At 67.1% G+C, this 21,128-nt stretch carries 22 protein-coding genes and 1 pseudogene; 9 read left to right on the forward strand and 14 right to left on the reverse strand.

Annotated elements, in window-relative coordinates:
• Positions 1 to 14 precede the first annotated feature (14 nt).
• Positions 15 to 1,217, reverse strand: coding sequence for a cysteine desulfurase family protein (locus ACQKQD_RS24075; RefSeq protein ID WP_427509761.1), 1,203 nt, complete (start codon positions 1,215 to 1,217; stop codon positions 15 to 17).
• A 333-nt stretch (positions 1,218 to 1,550) separates the two neighbouring features.
• On the opposite strand from ACQKQD_RS24075, the gene ACQKQD_RS24080 reads away from it, so the two are divergent.
• Together ACQKQD_RS24080 and ACQKQD_RS24085 are read left to right on the forward strand one after the other, a co-directional pair.
• Complete coding sequence (locus ACQKQD_RS24080; protein ID WP_427509762.1) at positions 1,551 to 2,237, forward strand: class I SAM-dependent methyltransferase; 687 nt, start codon at positions 1,551 to 1,553, stop codon at positions 2,235 to 2,237.
• Positions 2,234 to 2,977: a hypothetical protein gene (locus tag ACQKQD_RS24085; protein WP_427509763.1), complete on the forward strand. Its 744-nt coding sequence runs from the start codon at positions 2,234 to 2,236 to the stop codon at positions 2,975 to 2,977. Before ACQKQD_RS24080 ends, ACQKQD_RS24085 begins: the two co-directional genes overlap by 4 nt.
• Before the next feature lie 201 nt (positions 2,978 to 3,178).
• Here ACQKQD_RS24085 and ACQKQD_RS24090 read toward each other — a convergent pair whose 3' ends face one another.
• The 4 genes from ACQKQD_RS24090 to ACQKQD_RS24105 all read right to left on the reverse strand — a co-directional run bounded on the left by ACQKQD_RS24090 (position 3,179) and on the right by ACQKQD_RS24105 (position 7,667).
• A complete protein-coding gene (locus ACQKQD_RS24090; protein ID WP_427509764.1) occupies positions 3,179 to 4,426 on the reverse strand; it encodes a relaxase/mobilization nuclease domain-containing protein in 1,248 nt (415 codons plus the stop codon).
• Between the two features lie 482 nt (positions 4,427 to 4,908).
• Positions 4,909 to 5,517, reverse strand: coding sequence for a hypothetical protein (locus tag ACQKQD_RS24095; RefSeq protein ID WP_427509765.1), 609 nt, complete (start codon positions 5,515 to 5,517; stop codon positions 4,909 to 4,911).
• A gap of 280 nt (positions 5,518 to 5,797) precedes the next feature.
• On the reverse strand, positions 5,798 to 6,652 hold the full coding sequence (locus tag ACQKQD_RS24100) for an ArdC family protein (protein WP_427509766.1): 855 nt from the start codon (positions 6,650 to 6,652) through the stop codon (positions 5,798 to 5,800).
• A gap of 643 nt (positions 6,653 to 7,295) precedes the next feature.
• A complete protein-coding gene (locus ACQKQD_RS24105; RefSeq protein WP_427509767.1) occupies positions 7,296 to 7,667 on the reverse strand; it encodes a hypothetical protein in 372 nt (123 codons plus the stop codon).
• A 444-nt stretch (positions 7,668 to 8,111) separates the two neighbouring features.
• On the opposite strand from ACQKQD_RS24105, the gene ACQKQD_RS24110 reads away from it, so the two are divergent.
• Positions 8,112 to 8,318 (forward strand): hypothetical protein, encoded by a 207-nt coding sequence (locus tag ACQKQD_RS24110; protein ID WP_427509768.1) that lies wholly within the window; start codon positions 8,112 to 8,114, stop codon positions 8,316 to 8,318.
• Between the two features lie 202 nt (positions 8,319 to 8,520).
• On the opposite strand, the gene ACQKQD_RS24115 is transcribed toward ACQKQD_RS24110, so the two are convergent.
• The 6 genes from ACQKQD_RS24115 to ACQKQD_RS24140 all read right to left on the reverse strand — a co-directional run bounded on the left by ACQKQD_RS24115 (position 8,521) and on the right by ACQKQD_RS24140 (position 14,318).
• The gene (locus ACQKQD_RS24115) at positions 8,521 to 10,629 is read right to left on the reverse strand and encodes an AAA family ATPase (RefSeq protein ID WP_427509769.1); all 2,109 of its coding nucleotides are present in this window, start codon (positions 10,627 to 10,629) and stop codon (positions 8,521 to 8,523) included.
• Between the two features lie 11 nt (positions 10,630 to 10,640).
• Positions 10,641 to 10,808 carry a hypothetical protein gene (locus ACQKQD_RS24120; protein ID WP_427509770.1) on the reverse strand — a complete coding sequence of 56 codons (168 nt, stop codon included), beginning with the start codon at positions 10,806 to 10,808 and terminating at the stop codon, positions 10,641 to 10,643.
• Between the two features lie 254 nt (positions 10,809 to 11,062).
• Positions 11,063 to 11,509 carry a hypothetical protein gene (locus tag ACQKQD_RS24125; protein ID WP_427509771.1) on the reverse strand — a complete coding sequence of 149 codons (447 nt, stop codon included), beginning with the start codon at positions 11,507 to 11,509 and terminating at the stop codon, positions 11,063 to 11,065.
• Positions 11,506 to 11,745 carry a helix-turn-helix transcriptional regulator gene (locus tag ACQKQD_RS24130; protein WP_427509772.1) on the reverse strand — a complete coding sequence of 80 codons (240 nt, stop codon included), beginning with the start codon at positions 11,743 to 11,745 and terminating at the stop codon, positions 11,506 to 11,508. The genes ACQKQD_RS24125 and ACQKQD_RS24130 overlap by 4 nt, the downstream gene beginning before the upstream one ends.
• Before the next feature lie 129 nt (positions 11,746 to 11,874).
• The gene (locus ACQKQD_RS24135; protein ID WP_427509773.1) at positions 11,875 to 13,221 is read right to left on the reverse strand and encodes a hypothetical protein; all 1,347 of its coding nucleotides are present in this window, start codon (positions 13,219 to 13,221) and stop codon (positions 11,875 to 11,877) included.
• A gap of 107 nt (positions 13,222 to 13,328) precedes the next feature.
• Positions 13,329 to 14,318, reverse strand: coding sequence for a hypothetical protein (locus ACQKQD_RS24140; RefSeq protein ID WP_427509774.1), 990 nt, complete (start codon positions 14,316 to 14,318; stop codon positions 13,329 to 13,331).
• A 464-nt stretch (positions 14,319 to 14,782) separates the two neighbouring features.
• Here ACQKQD_RS24140 and ACQKQD_RS24145 point away from each other — a divergent pair, with 464 nt between their 5' ends.
• The 6 genes from ACQKQD_RS24145 to ACQKQD_RS24170 all read left to right on the forward strand — a co-directional run bounded on the left by ACQKQD_RS24145 (position 14,783) and on the right by ACQKQD_RS24170 (position 18,006).
• Positions 14,783 to 15,109, forward strand: a complete 327-nt coding sequence (locus tag ACQKQD_RS24145) for a hypothetical protein (RefSeq protein ID WP_427509775.1) — start codon at positions 14,783 to 14,785, stop codon at positions 15,107 to 15,109.
• A gap of 100 nt (positions 15,110 to 15,209) precedes the next feature.
• Positions 15,210 to 15,350 (forward strand): hypothetical protein, encoded by a 141-nt coding sequence (locus ACQKQD_RS24150; RefSeq protein WP_427509776.1) that lies wholly within the window; start codon positions 15,210 to 15,212, stop codon positions 15,348 to 15,350.
• 116 nt (positions 15,351 to 15,466) lie between these two features.
• Positions 15,467 to 15,976 carry a hypothetical protein gene (locus ACQKQD_RS24155; RefSeq protein ID WP_427509777.1) on the forward strand — a complete coding sequence of 170 codons (510 nt, stop codon included), beginning with the start codon at positions 15,467 to 15,469 and terminating at the stop codon, positions 15,974 to 15,976.
• 107 nt (positions 15,977 to 16,083) lie between these two features.
• Positions 16,084 to 16,638, forward strand: a complete 555-nt coding sequence (locus ACQKQD_RS24160; protein ID WP_427509778.1) for a hypothetical protein — start codon at positions 16,084 to 16,086, stop codon at positions 16,636 to 16,638.
• Between the two features lie 95 nt (positions 16,639 to 16,733).
• Complete coding sequence (locus ACQKQD_RS24165) at positions 16,734 to 17,399, forward strand: hypothetical protein (protein WP_427509779.1); 666 nt, start codon at positions 16,734 to 16,736, stop codon at positions 17,397 to 17,399.
• Positions 17,400 to 17,466: 67 nt separating this feature from the next.
• A complete protein-coding gene (locus tag ACQKQD_RS24170) occupies positions 17,467 to 18,006 on the forward strand; it encodes a hypothetical protein (protein WP_427509780.1) in 540 nt (179 codons plus the stop codon).
• Here ACQKQD_RS24170 and ACQKQD_RS24175 read toward each other — a convergent pair.
• From ACQKQD_RS24175 to ACQKQD_RS24185, 3 genes and pseudogenes are all read right to left on the reverse strand, one after another.
• Positions 18,003 to 18,572: a metallophosphoesterase gene (locus tag ACQKQD_RS24175; protein WP_427509781.1), complete on the reverse strand. Its 570-nt coding sequence runs from the start codon at positions 18,570 to 18,572 to the stop codon at positions 18,003 to 18,005. The genes ACQKQD_RS24170 and ACQKQD_RS24175 overlap by 4 nt on opposite strands.
• A 79-nt stretch (positions 18,573 to 18,651) precedes the next feature.
• The gene (locus ACQKQD_RS24180) at positions 18,652 to 20,070 is read right to left on the reverse strand and encodes a tyrosine-type recombinase/integrase (RefSeq protein ID WP_427509782.1); all 1,419 of its coding nucleotides are present in this window, start codon (positions 20,068 to 20,070) and stop codon (positions 18,652 to 18,654) included.
• Positions 20,071 to 20,771: 701 nt separating this feature from the next.
• A pseudogene (locus ACQKQD_RS24185) lies at positions 20,772 to 21,034 on the reverse strand (transposase); the annotation flags it as partial.
• Between the last annotated feature and the right edge of the window lie 94 nt (positions 21,035 to 21,128).

The following is a 21,128-nucleotide window of genomic DNA, read 5'->3' on the forward strand; positions in this document are numbered from 1 at the left end:
GCGAACTGGTCATCTCAGGATGCGATGAGCGCATTGGCCGCCGCCGATATGCGGTCGGCGGCGAGATCCACATCCTCTTCGCTAGTGCCGCGGCCGAGGCCGATGCGCACCGCTCCGTCCACGACGTCACGGGCGAGGTCCATCGCGAGAAGGACGTGAGACGGTTCGATCGCTCCGGACGAGCAGGCCGATCCAGTGGATAGCGCCACCCCCCGGACAGCCCCAACGATCGCGTCGCCCGCGACCCCGGAGAAGGACACATTGAGATTGCCGGGGAGACGGCGTTCCAGGCTGCCGTTTAGGACGAATGGCGGAGCCTGCTGGCGCAGGCGGGCGAGAAGGCGGCTTCTCAACCGGGTCAGCCTCTCCGCCTCCGCCGCCATTTCCTCGGCGGCAATCCGGCAGGCCTCCCCGAAGCCGACAACGAGCGGAAGCGGCAATGTACCTGGGCGCAGGCCGTGCTCCTGTCCGCCTCCGCTCTGGATCGGCCGTAGCCGGTCCCGCAACTCAGCTCGGCAGAAGAGCGCTCCGACGCCTTGAGGACCATAGAGCTTGTGCGAGGAGATGCTCATTGCACTGATGGCCATCTGCTCCACGTCGACCGTTACCTTCCCGACTGCTTGCGCCGCGTCAACGTGGAACGGGACCTCTCCCATCCAACAGGCTGCCCCGATCTCGGCGACCGGCTGCAGCGTCCCGATCTCGTTGTTCGCCATCATGACCGACACGACCGCGGTGTCGTCACGCAGCGCGTTCGCGACCTCGTCGGGATCCACGAGCCCGTCGCCGTCGACCGGGATCGTCGTGAGCGCCCAACCGGCCTCCCTCAACGCGTGCGCCGTCTCCCGAACGCAGGCGTGTTCGATCGCGCTAACGACCAGGTGGCCGGCCTTGCGCGGTGCCAGCCCCTTCAGGACGATGTTGGTCGCTTCGGTGGCGCCGGAGGTGAAGACGATCTCTTCCGGTTTCGCCTTGATGAGTGCGGCCACGTGCGAGCGGGCCTCTGCCACCGCGGCGCGCGCGGCCTCGGCGCGTCCGTAAACGACGGAATGCGGGTTGCCGAAGCTCTCGCCGAAGAACGGAAGCATCCTGGTGAGGACGCGCGCGTCGATAGGCGTCGTCGCATGGTGATCGAGGTAGATCTCGTCAGGCGCCGGACTCTTGATCCTGGCGGCTCCTGACGTCGGGTCGGGCGGGAGCCTCACGTCGTTCCGCATGCACCTGCTTCCGGGTTGTCCATGTAGGGTTTTACGCACTGACTTCCAACGGTCTATGGCAGGATGGGCGCGATACGTCGGAGTGTGGATCTCGCTGGCAGCACGCACATTCTAGCCGCGCCATCGAGGCGTTAGTTGGTGATCGGAGATCGGTATGACCTGCTGCCTTTCGAGAGGCCAAGTTTGATGTGGCTCGGCAACCCAAACGGGTCTGTGTGCTTTGGGCCGCCCCCAGCGAACGACGGCGATATCGGGACGAAAGGCCGACCGCGAACTGCTCCCCTTCGACGAGTTCAGCTGGAACCCTCTCACCACATGCAGTAAGTCTACTCCATGGAGATCACGCCGCCCATCGTCGGGTTGCACCAGACCGGGCCGGAACCGATCGACCGGACGGCTTTGCGCTCTGACGCCTCGTTTCGGCGCGTGAGTACTGCGTCATACTATGAGCGGCACGCGGAGCGGTATGCGGATGCCACGCTACCCATCGACACTGCGAACCGGATCGCGCGGTTCGCAACGATGGTACCACGAGGAGGGCGCGTGCTCGATGCCGGTTGCGGAAGCGGCCGCGACCTGATCGGGCTCCGCGAAGCCGGCCTCAAACCGGAAGGGCTTGAACTGTCCCCACGCTTGGCGGTCATCGCTCGGCGTAATTCGAACGTGCCTGTCCACGTGGCAGATATCTGCAGCCCTGGATTGCCGTTGTCGTCCTTCGACGCCGTCTGGGCTATGGCATCCCTGCTCCACGTCGAGCGCGACGACATCGAGGTCGCCCTCCGGTCTCTAAATCAGCTTCTTGTCCCGGGTGGATTGCTGTTTGCGACCCTGAAAAGTGGAACGGGGCGCGCCCGTGACGAAGGAGGACGCTGGTTCACGCTCTACGAGCCTCGCGGCTGGAGCGGCCGGCTCCGGAATGCCGGCTTCAGTGAGGTGAGCGTCGAAACCGAGCGATTGGTGGGCATGAGCCCCGAACCGGCGACAGGATGGATTGCAAGCCTCGCGAGGAGGCCGGCATGATCATGGCTCTCTCGGGTACGCCCGCGTGCGTGCGGACCGCCGGCGCCGTCACAGCTATCATCCTCGCTTCGACCTTGGTGGCGAATGCGGATCAGCTGGCAGCCGCCGCGGCGTCTCCTACTTGGGTTACTCCCCTAGTCACGGCTGTATCGGGGCTCTTGGGCGTATTCATCGGGGCGATCTTCGCGACCAGGAACTCTAAGGCCGCGCTCGTGCAGAAGACGAACGAGCTTGAGATCGATTCGATCGACAAGCGGCTAGGAGATTTCGTCGGGCCCTTCGAGCTGCTGAGTGCCGAGAACCTGAAGGTCGCACAGGAGCTGAAGCGCAAGCACGGAGGGGACACGTTCCGCACGCTGCCCGCGCTTCTCGATCCATCGTGGAAACCTTCTCTCACCGCCGGAGACAGAGCGCTGCTCGAAGCGCTGATCGAGAACGGAACGGCCCTTCGCAAATTGATCCTCGACCATGGCGGCGCGGTATCGCCGGCCCTACGCCCCCATATGGCGGCGGCCAGCATGCACTTCAGAATGCTAGCCCTGGCTCACGCGGGCAGCCTCGACAACGATCCAGGCCGTTACGCGTCCTACGTCTTCCCTCGACAGTTCGACGACGTACTCGCACTTGAACGGCGGCGGCTTGAGGCTCGCCGCGAGATCCTACGCAGCCAGCCCGACACTGCTCACCCCGGAATGGCCGATCTGATCGTTCCGACGAATCTGCAGATGCCGGAGGCGTAGCCGAGCCGGGGCCTGTCGGAGCCGTCCTATTCCGGGAAGCACCATGGCAGCACGAGGCCCTTGCGCTGCCGCGTCCGCACGGAGGATGATCACGCGGATCGTGGGGGACCGCATCGACCTGCCGGCCCCGCCCCGGCGGGATCCCGGCGAGGTCCGAGCCCACTTCGAGGCGATGATGGCCGAGCGGCGCGCATCCCCCGCCTAGCGGATCGGGATTCCCCAGATGTCGGTGACCCCGAAAAGCGCCCAGGCCCGCTCGCGCTCGTAGGCGCCCTCCTCCTCGATCCGTTCGATCGCCGCCCGGGCACGCTCCCCGGCCGCAATAAAGGCATCAAGGCGCGGGTCTAGCGTCCGGAGTCGCCTGGTAAGCCTCAGCCTGCCAGCGACGGGGAGCGCGCGGAGACGGCCGAGCGCAGCGACTGGACGGACGCCGCGACGTCGCCCACCGCCTCCGTCAGGTCGACCAGTGTCTCGATCAGGTCGTCGAATCCCGACCCCGTCCCCTCGGCCTCCTGCGGGGCGAGCATCGCCACGATCGCGTGCAGAACCCGGTCCTGCGCGTCGAGCCGGCGCATGATCTCCGTCGTGTCCATCCGTCACCTCCCTGAGTTGCAAACCCTCGATCCTCGCGCGGACGGTCGCCGCCGGGATCCTCGAACCCTCGAACCGCTTGCCGGCCGCGCCGAGCAGGCGTGTCGCAAGACGCGGCGTTCCGCTGCCGTCGACGATGACCGGTCCGGATCTGCCGGCCGCCAGGCGCAGACCGTGTCGCGCGAGCGCCGCCTCGAAGCCGGGTCCGTCCATGCTAGCCCTCCAAGCGTCCAGCGCGGCCCGGCGTACGTCGTCCAGAGTGACGCCGGTGCGTTCTTGGATGAGTCTCTCGACGGGCGACAGCACCGCCACCGGCCGCTCGGCAGCCGTCGAGCCCGAGGCGACAAGCCAGTCCGCCACGTCGGGTCTGCCGTCGTCCCGAAGTGCTCGCTCGATCGCCCGGGCGTGCTTCGACGGCACGGGGGCCAGCCCGTGCTCGAACTCCACGATTCGCGAGACCTTCTCCCGGCGCGCGTAGTCCCACGCGATGTCCACGACCGCTCCCGACGGGCGGACCAGGCTGTAGACGCGGTGTTCATGCCTGCGTCCGTGCTTGACGTGGACCGCCCCGCAGTAGGCCTGCCCGTCGAGACCGAACTCGCGCTCGAACAAGGACCACCACCGCGTCCGCGCCGCGGCTTCGTCGCCGATGTCACCCTCGGGATCGACGTGGACGTGATAGACCGGGCGGTCCGTCCGGCCAGCGGATGACAGCGCGACAAGCTCCCGCAACTGCCAGATGAGGTCGTTCGAGCCCAAGCCACGGGCGGGGATGACCTCAAACGAGTCATTCTCCGGCTTGAGCAGGTGCTTCGCCAGGGCGTCCCCGCCGCGTCCCCGCATCGCCCCGGAGATCATCGCCCTGGACCCCCGGCGACGAGGGGCAGGATCGCCTCCCTCGCGGCCGCCAGGCTTGCCTTCGCAGCCGGGATGTCCTTGCACGTCAGGGCGTGCCCGACCGACACGAGCTCGCGTAGGGCCGAGACGAGCGCCACAGTGTCAGGGGCCGGGCGGTGGACCGGACGCCCGCTGCGGTGGTCAGCGCGCGATTGCAGGGAAAGCCGCTCCATGATGAGGCGGCGCACCCAGGCTCCGGCGGTCAACCCGTCCGACCTAGCGGCCTCGGCCACGGCCGCCCCGAGGTCGCGGCTCATGCGGGTCACGAAGCGCAACTCCAGGCCGCGGCCTGGATCTAGGGGTCCACGGGGCGGAGCCCCTGGCAGCACAGCGCTCGTAGAGGGCTGGTGGAGAGGATCACCGGCGGAGCCGGGGATTATCTCCATGGCTGGCTTAATCTCCATTACTCTTTCATCCTTCTACGGTTGTCATACCTCGACTTGTCATCTCCTCGGCCCGAGGGGCGGGGATACTTCATCCTCGGGCACAGGCACCGGCGCTCCCTGCGTCTCCACGGTCCCGCGGCGCGCACGCCGGCGGACCCGCTCCATGGCGGCCCGGCGGCGGGCCGCAAGGGCGTTGGCGACGTCGACCGGGAGGTGCAGCGGAGCAGGCGGATCCCATCCGAGCCTGGCGGCGATGTCGACCTGGCTGTCGATCGCCTTGAGCGCCGCCTCCCAGCTGTCGAGGTCAGAGGTCCACGCCCGACGGGCGAGTGTCAGGGCGGCGGGGGCCGTCATGCTGTCGCCCGGGCGCCACGGGGGGCGGCGGGTGAGCCGCAGCACACGCTGCCAGCTGGACAGGTCCGGTCCCATCGCCGTGAGGATCTCCTCGCGGTCCCTAGGGAGCTTGTCGTCCCATGTCCGGGCCTCGACGGCCCGGGCGTACCGCACGCATGCGGTGTGGAGGCCGAGCTCGCGACGCGGCACGGGGCAGGCCGGGACGGGTGCCGGGACGCGAACGGGATCCCGGGGTTCGGGGGGCGGCGTCGTGCCCCTAGCCGGGGTGTACCCCCCGAACCTGAGCGCGACCTGGACGAGACGGGCGAGCATACTGTCCTCCACGGCGGCCGCATGACCGCCATGGCTTTCAGTGTCCCACCCCGCGTGGTTACCTGCCTGGGCGAGGGTCGAAATCAGGGCTGAGGATGCCAGAATCGGCGGTGGCAGCCCCTAGACAGGGGGCTTTAGACGCCTGAGAGCGTCATTTCGAAGCGTAATCCCCCGTCCGCGCGCGAATCGGTCATGTGAGCCCTTGCCTCCAGAGATCACGCGTCGGCACATCCTGACCGGACGTGTAAGACGGGACCCCGGTCTCCCGGGGCCCGCGGGCTCAAGCCGCCTCGGCCATCCGGGACTGGAGGGCGGTGAGGTATCCAACCGCCCGGGAGGCCGCAGAAGCCGCGGTGAAGATCGCCTTGGGGTCGCTGCGCAGAAGCTTGATCCAGGATCTGATGTAGCTGGCGCGTGTCGGATGCGGCTCGGCCTCCAACCCAAGCTCGGCCATCAGGAAGGCGCTACCGAGTTCGGCCACGAGCTCCTCGGCGGCGTAGGCTCGGCTCTTGAACCGGCCGGTGAGATCTCTGTCGAGGCGTCCCTTGGCCCCGCTCCAGTGCGTGAGCTCGTGCCCCATCGTCGAAGCGTAGCCGTGGGCGGTTGGGAACCGGGTCCTGCTCGGGATTCGGATCAGGTCCTGGGCCGGGAGGTAACAGGCCATGTCACCGCCAGGGATCACTATCGCGCCCGTGCGCTCGACGAACCCGTCGAACACCGCGGACAGGTTCCACTCGCTCGCCGGCAGTGGCTCCCCGGCCTCGGGCGCACCCTCGCACTGCGCGGCGTTGAAGGCGTAGCTGGCCCGGGCCACGAAGCGCTTCCGGTCCTCGCCGTAAGCGTCCTCGTACTCCTTGAAGAAGACGACCAGGGTGCTGCGCTCACCCTTGCGAACCTGGGCCCCGAGCTCGGCCCATTGCCTGTATGTGGCCCAGCGGTCGTCGGAGTACCCGGAGGCCTGCGCGCCGACCCAGAGGCTCAGGACGTTGATCCCGCGGTAGGGGCGACCCGTCAGAGCGTTGCGCGGGAGTCCTCCGCCGGTGCGGTGCCAGGGGTAGGTCCACTGTCCGGCCTCGCCGGCTTCCATGGTGGCGATGATCTTGTCGGTGACTGCCTGGTGGACGTCGAAGGCCATGTCGCTCTCCCTCGGCCGCCCGATGCGGCCTCGATGGGAGGCGATGGAGACGGGCGAGGGCGAACCGCACGCGCAGCGCGGGAACGGAGTGGACGACCCCGTAGGGATTGAGGGGAACAGCCCCGGCTGTCGTATGACGCCAATCCGAGAGGCCGCACGGAGCGCGCCGGGGATGGCTTGGCCCATCCCGTCACTCTGGACTGAACGACGGGCATGGCCTGGTGGACGGTAGGGGTATCAGGAGAACCCTCCTGTAGTGCCAGCACAAGTCGAGGCTCACGATCTCACCACCCGGCGTCGGGCCGCCCACCACCGCGTGGTGCCTGCACCCCTCGCATCGATCGAGCGGGTCCATCCGACGGCGGCCGACGATCTCTGGCGGCGTGGCATGTAGCCGGGTGGCGTTTAGGCTGAAAGGCGCGAAACGGGCAGAGTGGGGCATGGCTGTATCGTCTCCTTGAGGAGATCTTTCGCGCGAGCACCGCGGTGTTTGACATACCGGCAGGGGATGCCAATAGGCGCGATGTCATCCTTCCCGATGGTCCAGGGATGACAAGCCAGGGAGGTGCGTCGGCTGAGGATTCGCGTCATCCCCCGGGGCGGGCGGGATGACACGTGCGCCCGCTCCGCGCCCGACGTGCGCCTACCGGAACCGGGGGCTGCCCGGGCAATCCTGGAAGGTCTTCCTGATTCCGATGTAACGGTAGATTCTATTGTTAAACCGGATCGAGCCATCGTCCTCGACGGTGAACAGCTCGTCCAATGTAACGACGCTCCCGCCGTTGGCGTAGCACTTCGGCGCGCGGATTCGGCCCTGCGAGATCGTCGCCCCGGAGCAATCCAAGCCATCGATGCCGACCTGTCGCCCGGGCCTGACCGTGATCGGAACGCCATACCCGTAATCGGTGCAGTACATCCCGATCCGGGGGGCAGAAGCGGCAGCTGCCTGGTCTGTGATGGGCGAAACGGACAGGAGTGTGATGGCACAAGCTGCAGCCGCCAGGACCTGTATCACGGCACATCCTCGATCCCGAAACCGTCTGCCTCGCACCCTGCCAAGAGTGGCTCCCGAGGTGCAATCGGAAGTTGCCGCACTGGTTCGGCCTCTACCGGGCGATGGGGGGCGACCCGTCCATTTCCCAATCGTCCACACGCTGTGTAGGCGGGCCCAGGTCAGCCGGCGCAGGTGAGCCAGGTTGGTCGGAGGGATCTGCGCCCCGCCGGCCTGCCACCGGAGGACAGGGCGACCGAGGTCGCCTTGGCCGAGATCGCGGGTGACGTCCGTGGTCCACCTGTTCCCGTATAGTCGCACGGCGAGGGCGGACAGCTCCTGCAGGAGCGTCAGGGCTACTGGACCCGCTCAGGGCGGGGGCTGCACGCCGTGTGGCTCTGCGAGGCCCAGCCGAGCTACGCCGCCAGCAACGTCCAGCGCATCCAGGACGCACTCTACGGACCGACCATGAACGTCGACGGCGTCGTTCCCGCCCGGCGGTACGACGACTCCGACCGCGACGCGCATCCTGAGGCCCACCAGGGCCAAAATTCGGCGCGTGGCGGCCAGCAGTCCCGGGGTGGCGGTACCGCCGATCGCGCGGCCGGCGAGCTGATGCGCGAGAGCGGCATCGACCCCGGCTCCGAGATGAGCCGCGACGAGCTTCCGTTCTGACCCTGCCCGATCGTGGGTAACGGCCCGCGGCGCTCTCACCCTCACCCCCACCTTGCGGCCACGCTTCTCAACGCCCCGCCGCTCCCTCCACCACCCCCACCACCGGTCCCCTAAAGGGGGTCCGGGGTGGGGATCGGTCTCGGTCGGATCCTATCCCCCACTCCTCACCCTTCCCCACCTCACCTTACGAGGTGGGGCCTGCTCACTTCGCCCAATGTCCGACGATGATGAACGGGCGCATGTTACCCTTGGCGTCGAGCTGATCCTCCACATTCAGGACCTTGTTCTTGATCCAGGTCTTGAGCAGCACCTTGACCTTCGCGAGGTCGGCCTTCCTGTCGGTGTCGAGCCGCAGGGTCTCCGCCACGACGTTCCCAACCCAGTCCGGCGACTGCGCGCTCTCCCGGAACCGGCCGTTGTTGATGCGGTGCTGGATCGCCACGAGGTCCTGCACGCTGACGCCCTCGAAGGCGTCCGGCCACTTCCAAGTCTCGACGGCGCCGACGTTGTCGGATGGTCGCTGCGGCGTGCCGTTGCGAAGGTCGATCGACGCAAGCCGGAACCACGTCGACTCGTCCGACGGGGGCGCGAGGCTCGACTTGCCGTCGTAGGTCCGGAAGTACAGCCGCCTGTTCTCGATGTCGGCCTTGTCCGCCTCGTCCGCGGTCATGGCGTTGAGCGCCCGCGCAGCCCGGGCCTTGCTGATGAGGGCGCTCGCACCCCGCCCGTCCTCGATGGTGGTCTCGGCTCCATTACCCTTCCGGCTGTGGTGCACGAGGTCGATCGCACAGCCGGTCTCGTCAGCAATCTGGGCCCAGGCCGTCACGACCGCGTTGATGGCGATGTTGTCGTTCTCCTGCACCTCGTGGCACGAGATGAAGGGGTCGATGATCACCACGCTGATGCCGAATTCGCGGATCGTCGCCTTGAGGTCCTCGACCAGCGGCTCGGCGATGGTCAGGCCTGCCCGCACCTGCGTCGCGATGACGAGCGGCGAGACGCGTCCGCTATCGATGAAAAGCCAACCCTCGATCTCCTCAGGGCGGATGTTGTGGTGGATGCACGCGGCCGCGATGCGGCGCTGCATCTCCGCAATGGGATCCTCGCCATTCCAGATCCAGACCTTGGCGCGCTCCACCGGCTTGATGCCGAGGATGGGCCGGCCCGTCGCGATGGCGAGGGCTTCGGCGATGCCCAGGGTCGACTTGCCGACGCCGCCGGGCGCGATCGTGGTGGAAACGAATTGCTTGATGTAGTGCCGGCCGTAGATCCACTCCCGCGGCGGGATAACCTCGGGCACGATCCAGACGTAGGGCGTCGCGCGGATCAGCGGGACACGCGGGGACTCGGTAGCAGCATCATCGGGATCCGGATCCGCGTCGGACCCGTCGGGAGCATCGGCGGGCAGCTCGGCCAGCGGGGCTGCCTCGACGAGGCGCCACAGCTCCTCGACGGTGCCGCCGGCCTCTTCGACCCAGTTCACAATATCGCCCTTCTCACCGAGGCCCGGCAGGTCCACCACGCGGATCGACGCGACCACGCCGGTGAGCTTAGCTACGAGGTCGTCGCGGTGATTACGGCCGGGCTGGTCGTTGTCTGGCAGGAGCACGACGTGGGCGCCGCGGAGGTGCTCCCCGAGCGACTGGTTCCATGCCTTAGAGCCGCCAGCGTTGCACGTCGCAGGCACGCCCAGGCTGATGAGTTTATCGACCTTCTTCTCGCCTTCTGGGATGAAGATAACCCGATCCTGTGAGACCGCCTCCAGCAGGTCAGGCAGGCGGTAGGGCACAGGCCGCACGCCGTGCAGGTCCCAGATCCAGTCACCCTTCTTTTCCGGATCCGGATCCGGCCGGCGCTGGCTGAACCCCTTCGGCAGATAGCGCACGACCTGGAACAGGAGCTTACCCTGCTCGTCGACGTAATCGTAGGTTGCCCCTTCGACCCGCTTGCTCTTCGGGGCGGCCTTGGGCGCGGCCCGCGTCGGCGTGGCCGCCGGGGCCGGCTTGGCGACGGGCTTCGAGCACGGCTTAGGACCGGCAGCACCATCACGGGCGGGCAGGTGGCCGCGATCGCGCAGCCAGTCGAACGCCTCGCCGTTCACGAGCTTCCCGTGCACCCGCAGGAGGTCGAGGACGCCGCCGCCGATCTCGTCCACGAAGTCCCACCAGGTCCCCGTGTCGAGGTAGACGATGAGGGAATCGTTCTTCCGCCAGCGCAGCTCGTTCCTCTTGTGGATCTTCCGACGCGGTGCGCCCAGGACTTCCAGGGCGACAGGCTCCATGAGGCGTGCGAAGTCGATGTCGTCTGGCACGATCCGCCCCATCAGTTGTGCTTGAGGACGACCGGCAGGCCCGGCGCCGTAGCCTGGATGAAGGCCCGCCACGGCTCGCCGTGGTCGGGCGTGGTCTCGACGAGGACCATCGAGACGGGACGGCATGCGGCGACGGAGGCCACCACGCCGTAGGAGGGCGCGCAGTCGCCCGTCAGCACAAGCGCGCCACGTGCCCTCCGGACAAGGCTCGCCAGCAAGGCCGGGTCGAAGGCGGCTGACCCCTGCGGGGGCGACCGATCGTCCACAATGGCGATGAACAGCCCGGCACCGACGCGGCGGACTGGGCGCGGTGCCGGGTGGACAACCACCAGGTCAGCGCCGTGGGCGAGCGCGGCCTTCACGAGAGGCAGCCGATAGGTCGGCCGCCTCTGTGCAGGTGCTGGGGCCCGATCCTGAGCAGGGGGCTTGCTCATCACGCCCCCTCGCCTGGTTCTGCCTCGCGGAGTCGACCCTGCGCGTAGCCGGCGACGAAGGAGCCCCAGATTTCCTCAAGCCTCCGGTCCGTCTCGATGACGACCACCGAATGGCCGCTCCGAGCGAGCGCGGCTGCCTCCCCGTACAGGTGTCGATCTTGCCTCTTGGCGATGATCTCGACGCTCGAGGCGCGCAGAAGAAGATCGGTCAGCGACGCCAGGTGAAAACCGTTGGGACCATAGCCCTTCAGCGGCCCGCGAGCGGCGAGGATGCCGGCAAATACGATCTCCTCGGGTGGAAGCTCGAATGGTCTGGGCGTCCGGCTCTGTGCAAACAGCTCGACGCTGCACTGGCCCGCAATGGCTACGTCCAGGATCGGCTGCAGCTCTACCCGCATGAACGGAGCGAGCCCGATTGCGCGAGACGGGGTTCCGATCGTGATCACGCCACGCCTCCCTCGTTCGAGGGGGCGGCGGCCTCGACGCGACGCGCCTCCAGGAAGGCATCCAGGTCGTGCTTCGGCCAGAGGTACTTCCTCCAGCTCAGCGTGATGTGAGCAGGCGCTCGGCCCTCGCGCCTCCACCTGTTAAGAGTTGAGTGACCGACTCCAATGTAATCAGCCGCAGGCCCAGTAGTGAGCGCTGGCTTATCTCGCAGATCGAGAGACTGTTGCTTGGCCATCGTAGTCCTCCGAACCCGATAGCCTTGTGGCTACCGTGGGTCGAAGGATGCTTGAGAGCGATCAGAGCATCTGCTGGGACCAAACTTTCCGCGCCAAAACCAGAGCGCGCTTCCCCAGGCTAAGCCCCTTCACCGCTTGGTTCTTTTATCCGCGATCTTTCGTTTTTCGGCCTGTAGCAGTGCCTGGGTTCGCTCCTTCTCAGCCTTCGTCGTGTTGTCGGCGTTCCCTTGCTTCCGGTTGCTCGGATGGAGGATGAACGCGGCCAACGACTCCGCGTAGGTCTGGCTCCATTCGCCCAACTCGTCCGGCCACCGTGTCCTGATTTGCGCCGCGAGCTGGTCCTTGGTGAACCGGAACGGTCCGAACGGGCGGCCACCGGAGTAGCCGAACTCCAGCGCGATCTCCTGCATGAAGACCATCCAGGCGGTCGGTTGCGGGACCGCCGTGTGCGGCGGATCTCTCCTCCTCGCAGGCGCCTCTTCCGACTTCTTCTCCGCAGGTCGCGCTGGCTTCACCGAGGCCGCTAGGGTGCCCCGGAGCTGACGCCATGCCGCGTCGAGGGCCACCTCGTCGAACCAGATGGCGCCGCTGGCCTCGCGATCGCCCAGCGGCACGACGGTATCGACCTCACCCGCGAGCACGGCCTCCGCGGCCTCGGAGTGCCAGAAGCGCGCTGGCACCGGCGTCTTGTCACCAACCGACTCCATCAGCACCGCGCGGCCGCCACCGGCCGCCAGGACGTCCCGAAGCTCCCTGCCGAGCGCGGCCGCGACACGCGGGAAGCTGATGAAGGCATCTTCCGGGAACGTGCGGCCGCTATAGGCCGTGCTGGATAGCCCGCGCATCTCTCGCCAACGGGCGGTGGCACAAAGGTGCTCGGACAGGAGGCACGTCTTGAACGGTGATACGAGCGTGACAGCGACGCCTTTCGGGCGCCGTTCTTCCGCCGCGACCCGGGCGGCAGCCTCCTCCTCCGCGGCCTTCATATCGGCGGCCTCCTTGGCAGCGGCGGCGGCAGCGGCGGCTGCAGCGGCGGCTTCCTCAGCGGCCTCCTTGGCAGCGGCGGCTGCAGTGGCGGCTTCCTCAGCGGTCAGTTCTGGCTTGTCGGCGTCCTCGCTCTTCTCGGGAGCTGGTGGCTGATCCTTAACGTCGGTCGGTGCTGCGGCCGGCTTCGGAGGTACCAGACCTTGCAGCGGGAGACGTCGCGGGACGAGCCGGGGTTGAAGAACCAGTTCGAGGTACAGCTCCACGCCGATCCGGGACGGCTTGAAGCCGCTTACTGTCACGCTGAAAGAGCGGCGCTCGCCATCATAGGTCGCGGCAGCCGAGGGCGTCAGGTATGGGCCGTCGCTGAACGGCGTGAGGTTGAAGGTAGGTAAGCCCTCGGCCGGGAAGGTTTCATGCAGCGCCCGCGCCAGGACGTACAGCGGTGCGATATAGGCCGGGAGATGCCCCCGAGGCGGCTGAGCAGGCATGGCGTGGTCTCGTACTGCGTCACTCGCTTCCGAGCGGGCGATCGCGCTGGGCGGATGGTCGGAAAGGCGCGGTTAAGCCTGCATTCCTGTCCCCAGAAGAAGGCCGGTCACCGCTGCGCCTTGGCCCGCGGCTTTTCGACGTCCCCGAGGTCCTCGTGCGGCCCTTCGTCGTCTCCGCGAGGCAGGAGGACGTTCTGCAACCGACGGAGTGCGGTCACGGCTTCGCCGCGCGGAGCTGCAGCGGACATCAGTGTCTCATAGAGATCCGCCACGCCATCGCACAGCTCGCCAATCAGAGCGGTCCGCGTGGCGGCCGGCAGCTTTCCGAACCGGTCTGGCCAGCCGACGGCGCGCAGTGCTTCGAGATTCGGCTCGCGGTCTGTGAACCGGGCCAGCAGGTCGCGCAGTGAAGCGATGGATTGGTCACCACTGCCATGCGAATCCGCCGACGGCAGGTCGGCTGGCATGGGCATGCGGGGATGCTTCGGTGCTAGGCCGGCAGTATCTGCAGCCAAGTCGCTAACCACGCGCTTAAACTTGCCAGCAAATATGCCGGGACCCGCTAACATGTTGCGCTGTCTGTCGAGTTGAAATTGCAAACGCTCGATTTCACTTTCGGCGACCTTGTATTTCATCTCTAAATCTTGATATGCGCGCTTTAGTTTGATATTTACTTGACTTTCGCCGATGTGAAAATCTGCTTGTATGGCGGCAACGACTTCCACGCCTAATGTTGCTTCGAAGCCTTCCAGAGCGCCCCGTACAATTCCGTTGATGAGAGAGCGCGCCATCTCAACGGCATGCTGTTGGCCTCCGGGCTCTTTAACCCAGGGCACTAATTCGTTTTTCTGGGCTGTATTAAGACGATTCTTCCCGGCGATGGTCGACATTTCACGATATTCGCGCGAAAAAATCAGGTCGAGATGAGAATCATCTTTCCTAACGTCGCGGCTCGAAATGCACCGATGTAAAACCGGCGACACCGCGTCGGACGAGAATTCGTACATCCGCTTAGCTTCTGCAAAAACGCCGCTGTCGACATAGTACTCTACTTGCTCGCTGAGCGTGCGGTCGTTGGCAGCAGCTAACTCTTCCACGGCATCCCGCAAGTCGCTTCGCATGCGGAAGGTGAGAGTGTGCCGCTTCCTTTCCTCCTCAGAAACGCGCGGCCGTCCGCGACGCCTCTGAGGCTCGCTCTCGCTCATTTTCGGCAACCATCGCAATTGATGAACACCATGGTCCACATAAAAGGTTGTGGCTCCTGCGCAAGGTGACACGCTTGGTACACATTAAGGTACACGGAAAAGGCGAGCCACGATGTATGGGGGACGAAGGAGTGGTTGAGAAAGCCGTCGTGTACGGTAGCGGAGGCGGACAAGATGTTTAGGATGCCCGGCCCCGGCGTCATTCGGGCGGTCGATCGTGGCGAGATCCGGGCCACGCGCAGCGGGAAGCGCATCATCATCCCAACGGGGCAGCTTCGACGCATCCTGATGGATGACGAGGAGCTTGCCGAAGCTGGTAGGGCCGCTGCCGCCTGATGCGTCGCCCGGTAAGCCGGGTGCGCGTCACCGCCGTCCTGTTCGACGGAGAAACCGCGACCTTCCAGATCTCCCTGCCGCACGAGCCGGGCAGTCGGCCCAGCATCCGGTGGATGAGCGATCACCGCGAGGCGCCGATCGGCTACAACCGCGCCCGCAAGCTCTGGCGGCGCTACCCGGAGCTCATGCTGGTGTCGGACGAGGCCCGCGAGGCCCCGGACCGGCTCAATGTCGACGACGCCGAGAAGGTGCTCAGGGCTGAGAAACGCCGCAAGGCCGCCCTCCGCGCCGCCGAGACCCGGCGCCGCAACCGGGAAGCCGAGAAGCGCGCCCGGGGCGGACCCTGAGAGCTTGGTGAACAGAAATGTTCACCTACCCCTTGCGGCCTCCGTTTCAGTGAACTAGATTGTTCACCGAGAGAGCAGAACGCTTCTCGCGGAGGCCACCATGTCCCAACCCACCACCACCGCCGAGACCGAGCAGACCGCCCTGGAGGCCATGCTCGACGCCCTCGTGGCCATCGTCGAGGCCGAGATCGCCGAGCTGCCCATCACGGGCCGGGTCATCCCATTCCCAACCGTCCTCTGATCTCGCCGCCGGGGTCCGCCTCAGCCTCTCCACCAGCCGCCCCGGTTAAGGGGCAGCTCGTCGAGGGGCCTGCCAACCGCCCGACCTCGCGGGCACGATCTAGGAGAACGCCGACTATGGCCATTCAGATCACGAAGTCCGGCACCGACGTGCTCATCCGGACCCCGCACGCGAACAGCAACTTCAACAAGCGCGTCAAAGACATGGGCGGCTGCTGGGAGGCGCCGGCCTGGCGCGTCGACGCCCGCAACGAGGCCTTGGTCCGGGCCGCGCTGAAGCGCAGCTACGGCGGCGACGGCGATGGCGAGCCGGACACGGTGTCCCTCCAGTGCCGCGTCGAGAAGGACGCCTGGCACGGCCCCGTCGAGGTCGCCGGCCGGGTCATCGCCCGCGCCTTCGGGCGGGACTCGGGCGCCAAGCTCGGCGAGGGCGTCGTCCGCCTGTCCGGCACCGTCAGGTCTGGCGGCTCCATGAAGAACTGGGAGACGGTCGTGGATGCCGTGGTCGTCATCCACGACTGCCCCCGCAAGGTGGCCGAGAAGGCGATGGCAGACGGCTACACGGGCGTGACCGAGGCCCGCTTGTACGTCCCGGACGTCGAGGCCCTCGCGGAGGGCGTCGACTGAACGTGGAAGCCGGGGCCCTGCGCCCCGGCCCTTTGCCGGCCGCCCTGCTCGGGCTGCCCGCCGAGGGCCGAGCCGCCCGCACCCTCCGGGCAACAAGGGAAACAGCAATGGATACCGAATCCGCCGTGGCCGGGATCCTGGCGGCCAACATCTTCCTGGTCGAGCACGATGCCCTCGCCGAGGCCCTGGCGCCCCTCGTCGCCGCCCTGCCGCCGCTGCGAGAGTGGAACGAGGATGACGAGTGGACGCCCGCCGAGTGCGCGCAGAACACCGCTCGGCGGTTTGTCGAGACGCATGCGCACCAGGACGTTAAGACGGATCCGTGGCTTACGCTGGAGAACCTGCGCAGGCGCCTTGGCGAGATGCAGATCCGTCACCGCGAGGTTACCGCCGTCGAGGCCATCGGCGACTTCTACGGGTACAGGGCGTTTGCCAAGGCTTGGTATCTCGACGACGGCCCGGGCGAGGCCACCGTCTCGCTGTTCCGTCGCGATGATTCCGTCGAGTTCTCCGCCCCGCTCCTCACGCTCCACGTCGGCGCGACCCGGCGCGAGGCCGAACTCATGCTCACGGCGTTCGAGGCCGGCCACAAGCGCGGCAGGGCCGACGGGATCGCCCATATCCGAAACGAGTTCCGGGAGCTCATCCTTGCGGACGACTGAAGCCTGAGAGCCGGGGCCCCCCCGCCCCGGCCCTTCTCCGGACCGCCCTCGGCCAGGGCTGTCCAGACAAGCGCCGACACGATCCCGAGGCAGCCATGAACCCCATAACCGTCCTGAGGACCCTGAGCGTCTGCGCGGTCGTCACGCCGCTCCAGCATCGCGAGCGCGACGACGACTGGCGGATGGAGCTGCTGACGTCGCTCTACGGCCCGGTCCGCGCGGGCCGCACCCTCGGCGTCCACTACGCGGCCGTCGAATCCCCGCGCCAGACCCCGTGCCTCGCCAGGTTCGTTCAGGCCGTGCGTAGGCGGGAAATCCAGGCGGTCGCCAGCGGGATCCCGGGTCGGCTGAGGGATCGCGTCGTGCCGGTCCGGAACGTCGGTGCCCTCTGCGCGGGCCGCTCGGTGGCGCATGTGCCCGGCGGCGGCACCGCGGAGGCGCGCATGCGGGCGAACGGCCGCGCCCTGTGCCTGTCGGCGATCGCGGAGGCCGAGGACTGCGTCGCTGCGGCCAGGCGCGCCCGGACGGCGAGGAGCCGGGCAGCCTGCGCCGAGCACGCCCGCGTCGCCCTGGAGGCGGCCCGGCATGTCGCGGAAGATTTCGACCTCGGGGCCGAGGTCGTCGTGCCAGCCTATTCCGTCCTGGCGCCCGAGCTGTGGTGCCTCGTCGCCCCGGCCTACGCTCGGGAGGCCTGGGTAACCGGCGGCCCGGTGCAGCTGCCAGACGACGACGCCGATGCGCTAGGCGCGATCAGCTGGTGAACGGGCGTGTTCACCGGTCGAAGCGGTGATACAATCCGTTCACCGACAATCGGCGGGAGAGGCATCCATGGGCGCGCGCGAGTTCACTGACGGCCCCGAGCGCCTGCGCCGCATGACGATCGTCGAGGCGGTCGGGTCCAGGGTCTACGGCCCCCTGTGGCAGACCCCGCTCGCCGAGGCGATCTCGGCCGCGACCGGCCGCAGCTTCGGCCGCGCCAGGGTCTCGCAGTGGTTCCAGGAGACGACGCCCAAGCCGGTGCCGGCATGGGTCCTGGAGATCCTGCCTGCGATCGCCCGCGAGGGGGCGGCCCGGCTGCGCGTGGCCGCCGACGAGCTCGACGCGATGTTCCCTGAAGGAGGGGCCCCGCCCGGGGCCCAGGGTGAGCCTGAAGCGGACGGCGAGCCCCCGCGCGAATCCGGGCTGCCCGCGGCCGAGGCCGCCCCCGACGTCGAGTTCGACCTCGACGGTTTCATGCAGCAGGTGATGGAGGCCGGACCCTCCGGGCCGATCGATGGCGAGGAGGCCATGCCGGTCCCGCCGCCCGTCGAGACGATCCCGGTGTGGTCGAGCCACGTCGGGTGGTATCGATCCCCGGTTCGCCGCTAGCCCTCGCCGCGCTCGGCCGCCCGGGCCCGGGCCCGGGCTAGCCGGATCTCCTCGGGCTCCTCGGTGACGCCGGCGAGCCGGCTGTGGATCTGGTCGAGCGTGATCGGGGCGAAGGCCCAGCTGTCGGCCCCGACGTCGCAGGACAGGCGGGTCGGGGGCAGCAGGTCGTGGGTATGCCCGAACAGGTGCAGCGTGCCGCGGAACGCGCCCTTCCAGCTCCGCATCCCGTAATGGCAGAGGATCAGCCGCGCTCCGTCCACAGACACGTCGGCGATGTCCACTGGCGGGGCGGCCCATGGCAGGTCGAGGACGCGCTTCCGGTCGTGGTTGCCCCGGACCAGCAGCTTACGCCCGTTAAGCGCCGCGAAGATCCCGGCGACCTCCGCCGCCTTACCGTGCATCGAGAAGTCGCCGAGGTGCCAGACCGTGTCGCCCGGCCTGACGCGGGCGTTCCAGAGCTCGACCATCGTGCGGTTCATATCGTCGACCGTTTCGAACGGGCGGCGGCAGACCCGACGGATCGGGTCGTCGCTGAAGTGGGTGTCGGCGGTGAACAGGGTGGCCATGGCGGGGTCCTCGCCCCGCGGCCGCGCCGGGGGTCCTAGGGTTCGACGGAGGGTTCGGGATTCGAACGGGGCTCGGGTTTCACGCGCGCCTCCTCGGCGACAGGGACCGCTCCTCGGGCACGGTCGAGCCGTCGAGCGGGGGCAACTTCACCAGGGCGATCGCCTCCCTGGCCTCCTCGAACTCTGGGCCGCCCGAGTAGAGCCCCAACGTCATACCGGGGCGCTTGTGGCCGACGATCGCCGCGATGAGCGGTTCCCTCACCCGGGCTCGCTCCAGCTTCGTGATGAACCACCGCCTCCAAGAATGGAAGTTGACCTTCGAGCGCCTGCGGCCTTCCTCCTCCTCGCGTACGCCGATGTTCGAAGTATACTTCGTGTATCTCTTCGAGAAATAGGCACTTCGAGGGCGAGTAGACGTTTCCGGGGACGCGGGCCATTCCGGAAATAGGTCGTCTTCGCGGCCCTTGTTCTTGATCCTGCGCTCCACGATTTCCAGTAGATCGGGATGGGCCGGGACATGCCTATGATCCCGCTCCTTTTTCTGGGGCTTGAACGTGAAGTGGTCCGGCAGGCCGCCGACCTTCAAATCCACGACGGCGTCGAGCCGGGCCCCGGTGAGGGCGGCCACCATCATGACGTCGCGCATCCTGTTCCCCTCCATCGGCTTGCCCATGAGGAGCCTCTGGACTTCCTGGTCGGTGTACGGCCGCTCGTCGTCGGACCGCTTCGTCTCCGGCCGCTCAAGCGTCAGGTCGCGGAACGGGTTCTCCTTGGCGTGGTCACGCTTTGCCAGCCACGCCCAGTAGAACTTGATCCTCCCGAAGTATTTCGCCTTGGAGGCCCAGGACAGGTCGCTGCGCTGGTCCATGAAATCCATGAAGCGCACGGCGACTGGCTTGCTGACGTTCTCGATGAACGGCTCGATGTCATGGGCCTCCAGCCAGTCGAGCAGGATCCCGAGGGCGCGGGGCTCGTCGAGCTGCGAGCGGGCCGACGTCTTCAGCGTCCTCATGAACGAGTCGTGCAGGTACGCGATCGGGGTCTCGCCGCGGTGGATCACCCGCTTCAGCTCCTTCACCGTCGCGGCCGCCTCGGGCGTCGGGATCACCCGCTCGTCGGGGCCGTCCGGCGTCATGACGTCCTCGATCCTCGCCCCGTCGCGCAGGATCTTGTCGAACCATTCGCGCGTGCCCTGGTCGAGGAAGTCGGACATGTTCTCGTCGGCGGCTTCCATCAGCTTGCGCGTCTCCAGGGCGATCGCCAGCAGGCTGTTCTTCTTCCCGCCCCGGGCCTTCCAGGCCTCCTCGATCTGCTTCCTGAACCGCGGGACGACCATGTCACGGATGGCCCGCGCCTCGGTGAGGCTATCCGTTCCGGTGCTCCTGACGAGGCGGGACCCGAGCTGGGCGCGCAGCTCCTTTGGCACGCCCATGGAGACGCGGTACGTTCCGTCGTGCTTGGTCAAATAGCCGTTCTTGGGGTCGGCCTTGCGAGGCACCGTTGGACGCTCCGGGAAGGGTTATATGAACCGGTTTGAACCGTAACACGACCCGGATTCGCTGGCGATTCCCTGGGCTTGCAATGGCCAGAATAGGTTAACCACTCCCGGTCGTCTAATCCCTCCGTCTCCGCCATTCACGCGAGCTAACTTGCTGGCGGGAATGGCTTTTTTCTCAAGGCTGCAATCTACAACTCAACATTTACCCCAACATATGCCTCGGGTCTCTGCGGCATTCGTCAGACGCATGTGCCGACGGACGCAATGCTCGGCGGCATCCGCGGAGGGGTAAGAATGCAATTTTTCCGATCCAAATTGGTGGCCCTACCATCCGTAACCGAAAATCACCCAGCAGCGTCCGAAATCGAGTTTCTTGCGCCTAGACGCCATGGGCGAGCGATCGTCTCGACACGCGAACACCACAGCCGCAAATAAAGGTCTGCCGTCACTTAAGGCGGTCGAGAGATGCAGCAGGCCAGAGGACGCCCGCGAAGCTGGCGAGGTCTTCCCGTAGCGCCTGGCAATCGGCTGTCACTCATTGCCCCTCGCCCAGAGCCGACCGACGATGTCGCGGTCGGTATAGATTCAGCCGGAGCTAGCCTCCGGGAGCCTCGTTGCGCTTGAACGGGCTAGCAGCACTTGCAGCCGGTCTGTCGGGCGTGCTGTCATGAGCGATAGCTGGAGAAAACTCGATCCGTGCGCAGTCGCTGCGAGAGCACCTGATACAGTCGAGCAGACACGCCGGTCGCCTGCCAGTCCCGCCGACGCCGCCAGCAACTCTTCCCGAAACCGCAGCCCGCCGCCGGCGGCAGCAGCTCTCTACGGATACCCGAGCGCAGCACAAACAGGATACCGGTCAGAGCAGCTCGGTTCTTGATCGGCCGCCTTTTGAGCGTGAGGGCAGCCGAGGGAGAAGCGGCGCGACCTCGGCCCAGAGGTTAACGGGTAGAAGCGAACTAGGTATTGACGTCCCCCCATCGCTTTGGTCCGGCCTGAGTGCGAGTTTTCCGGTTTTGTGAGACCCTGATGGGAGGAGCAGAGCCGTGAAGAAGAGCAGG

The sequence above is a fragment of the Methylobacterium sp. NPDC080182 genome (assembly GCF_050281105.1).
Taxonomy (GTDB): Bacteria; Pseudomonadota; Alphaproteobacteria; order Rhizobiales; family Beijerinckiaceae; genus Methylobacterium.

What these genes read in the sequence shown, in the direction of transcription:
- ACQKQD_RS24100 (WP_427509766.1), bottom strand. Translation starts at nt 6,652, where the DNA reads ATGGCCTTCGACGTCCACCAGGCAGTCACCGACAAGATCATCGCCACC.
- ACQKQD_RS24135 (WP_427509773.1), bottom strand. Translation starts at nt 13,221, where the DNA reads ATGCCTGCTCAGCCGCCTCGGGGGCATCTCCCGGCCTATATCGCACCG.
- ACQKQD_RS24155 (WP_427509777.1), top strand. Translation starts at nt 15,467, where the DNA reads ATGGCCATTCAGATCACGAAGTCCGGCACCGACGTGCTCATCCGGACC.
- ACQKQD_RS24130 (WP_427509772.1), bottom strand. Translation starts at nt 11,745, where the DNA reads ATGGCCAAGCAACAGTCTCTCGATCTGCGAGATAAGCCAGCGCTCACT.
- ACQKQD_RS24175 (WP_427509781.1), bottom strand. Translation starts at nt 18,572, where the DNA reads ATGGCCACCCTGTTCACCGCCGACACCCACTTCAGCGACGACCCGATC.
- ACQKQD_RS24080 (WP_427509762.1), top strand. Translation starts at nt 1,551, where the DNA reads ATGGAGATCACGCCGCCCATCGTCGGGTTGCACCAGACCGGGCCGGAA.
- ACQKQD_RS24170 (WP_427509780.1), top strand. Translation starts at nt 17,467, where the DNA reads ATGGGCGCGCGCGAGTTCACTGACGGCCCCGAGCGCCTGCGCCGCATG.
- ACQKQD_RS24095 (WP_427509765.1), bottom strand. Translation starts at nt 5,517, where the DNA reads ATGCTCGCCCGTCTCGTCCAGGTCGCGCTCAGGTTCGGGGGGTACACC.
- ACQKQD_RS24110 (WP_427509768.1), top strand. Translation starts at nt 8,112, where the DNA reads ATGAACGTCGACGGCGTCGTTCCCGCCCGGCGGTACGACGACTCCGAC.
- ACQKQD_RS24090 (WP_427509764.1), bottom strand. Translation starts at nt 4,426, where the DNA reads ATGATCTCCGGGGCGATGCGGGGACGCGGCGGGGACGCCCTGGCGAAG.
- ACQKQD_RS24085 (WP_427509763.1), top strand. Translation starts at nt 2,234, where the DNA reads ATGATCATGGCTCTCTCGGGTACGCCCGCGTGCGTGCGGACCGCCGGC.
- ACQKQD_RS24075 (WP_427509761.1), bottom strand. Translation starts at nt 1,217, where the DNA reads ATGCGGAACGACGTGAGGCTCCCGCCCGACCCGACGTCAGGAGCCGCC.
- ACQKQD_RS24165 (WP_427509779.1), top strand. Translation starts at nt 16,734, where the DNA reads ATGAACCCCATAACCGTCCTGAGGACCCTGAGCGTCTGCGCGGTCGTC.
- ACQKQD_RS24160 (WP_427509778.1), top strand. Translation starts at nt 16,084, where the DNA reads ATGGATACCGAATCCGCCGTGGCCGGGATCCTGGCGGCCAACATCTTC.
- ACQKQD_RS24150 (WP_427509776.1), top strand. Translation starts at nt 15,210, where the DNA reads ATGTCCCAACCCACCACCACCGCCGAGACCGAGCAGACCGCCCTGGAG.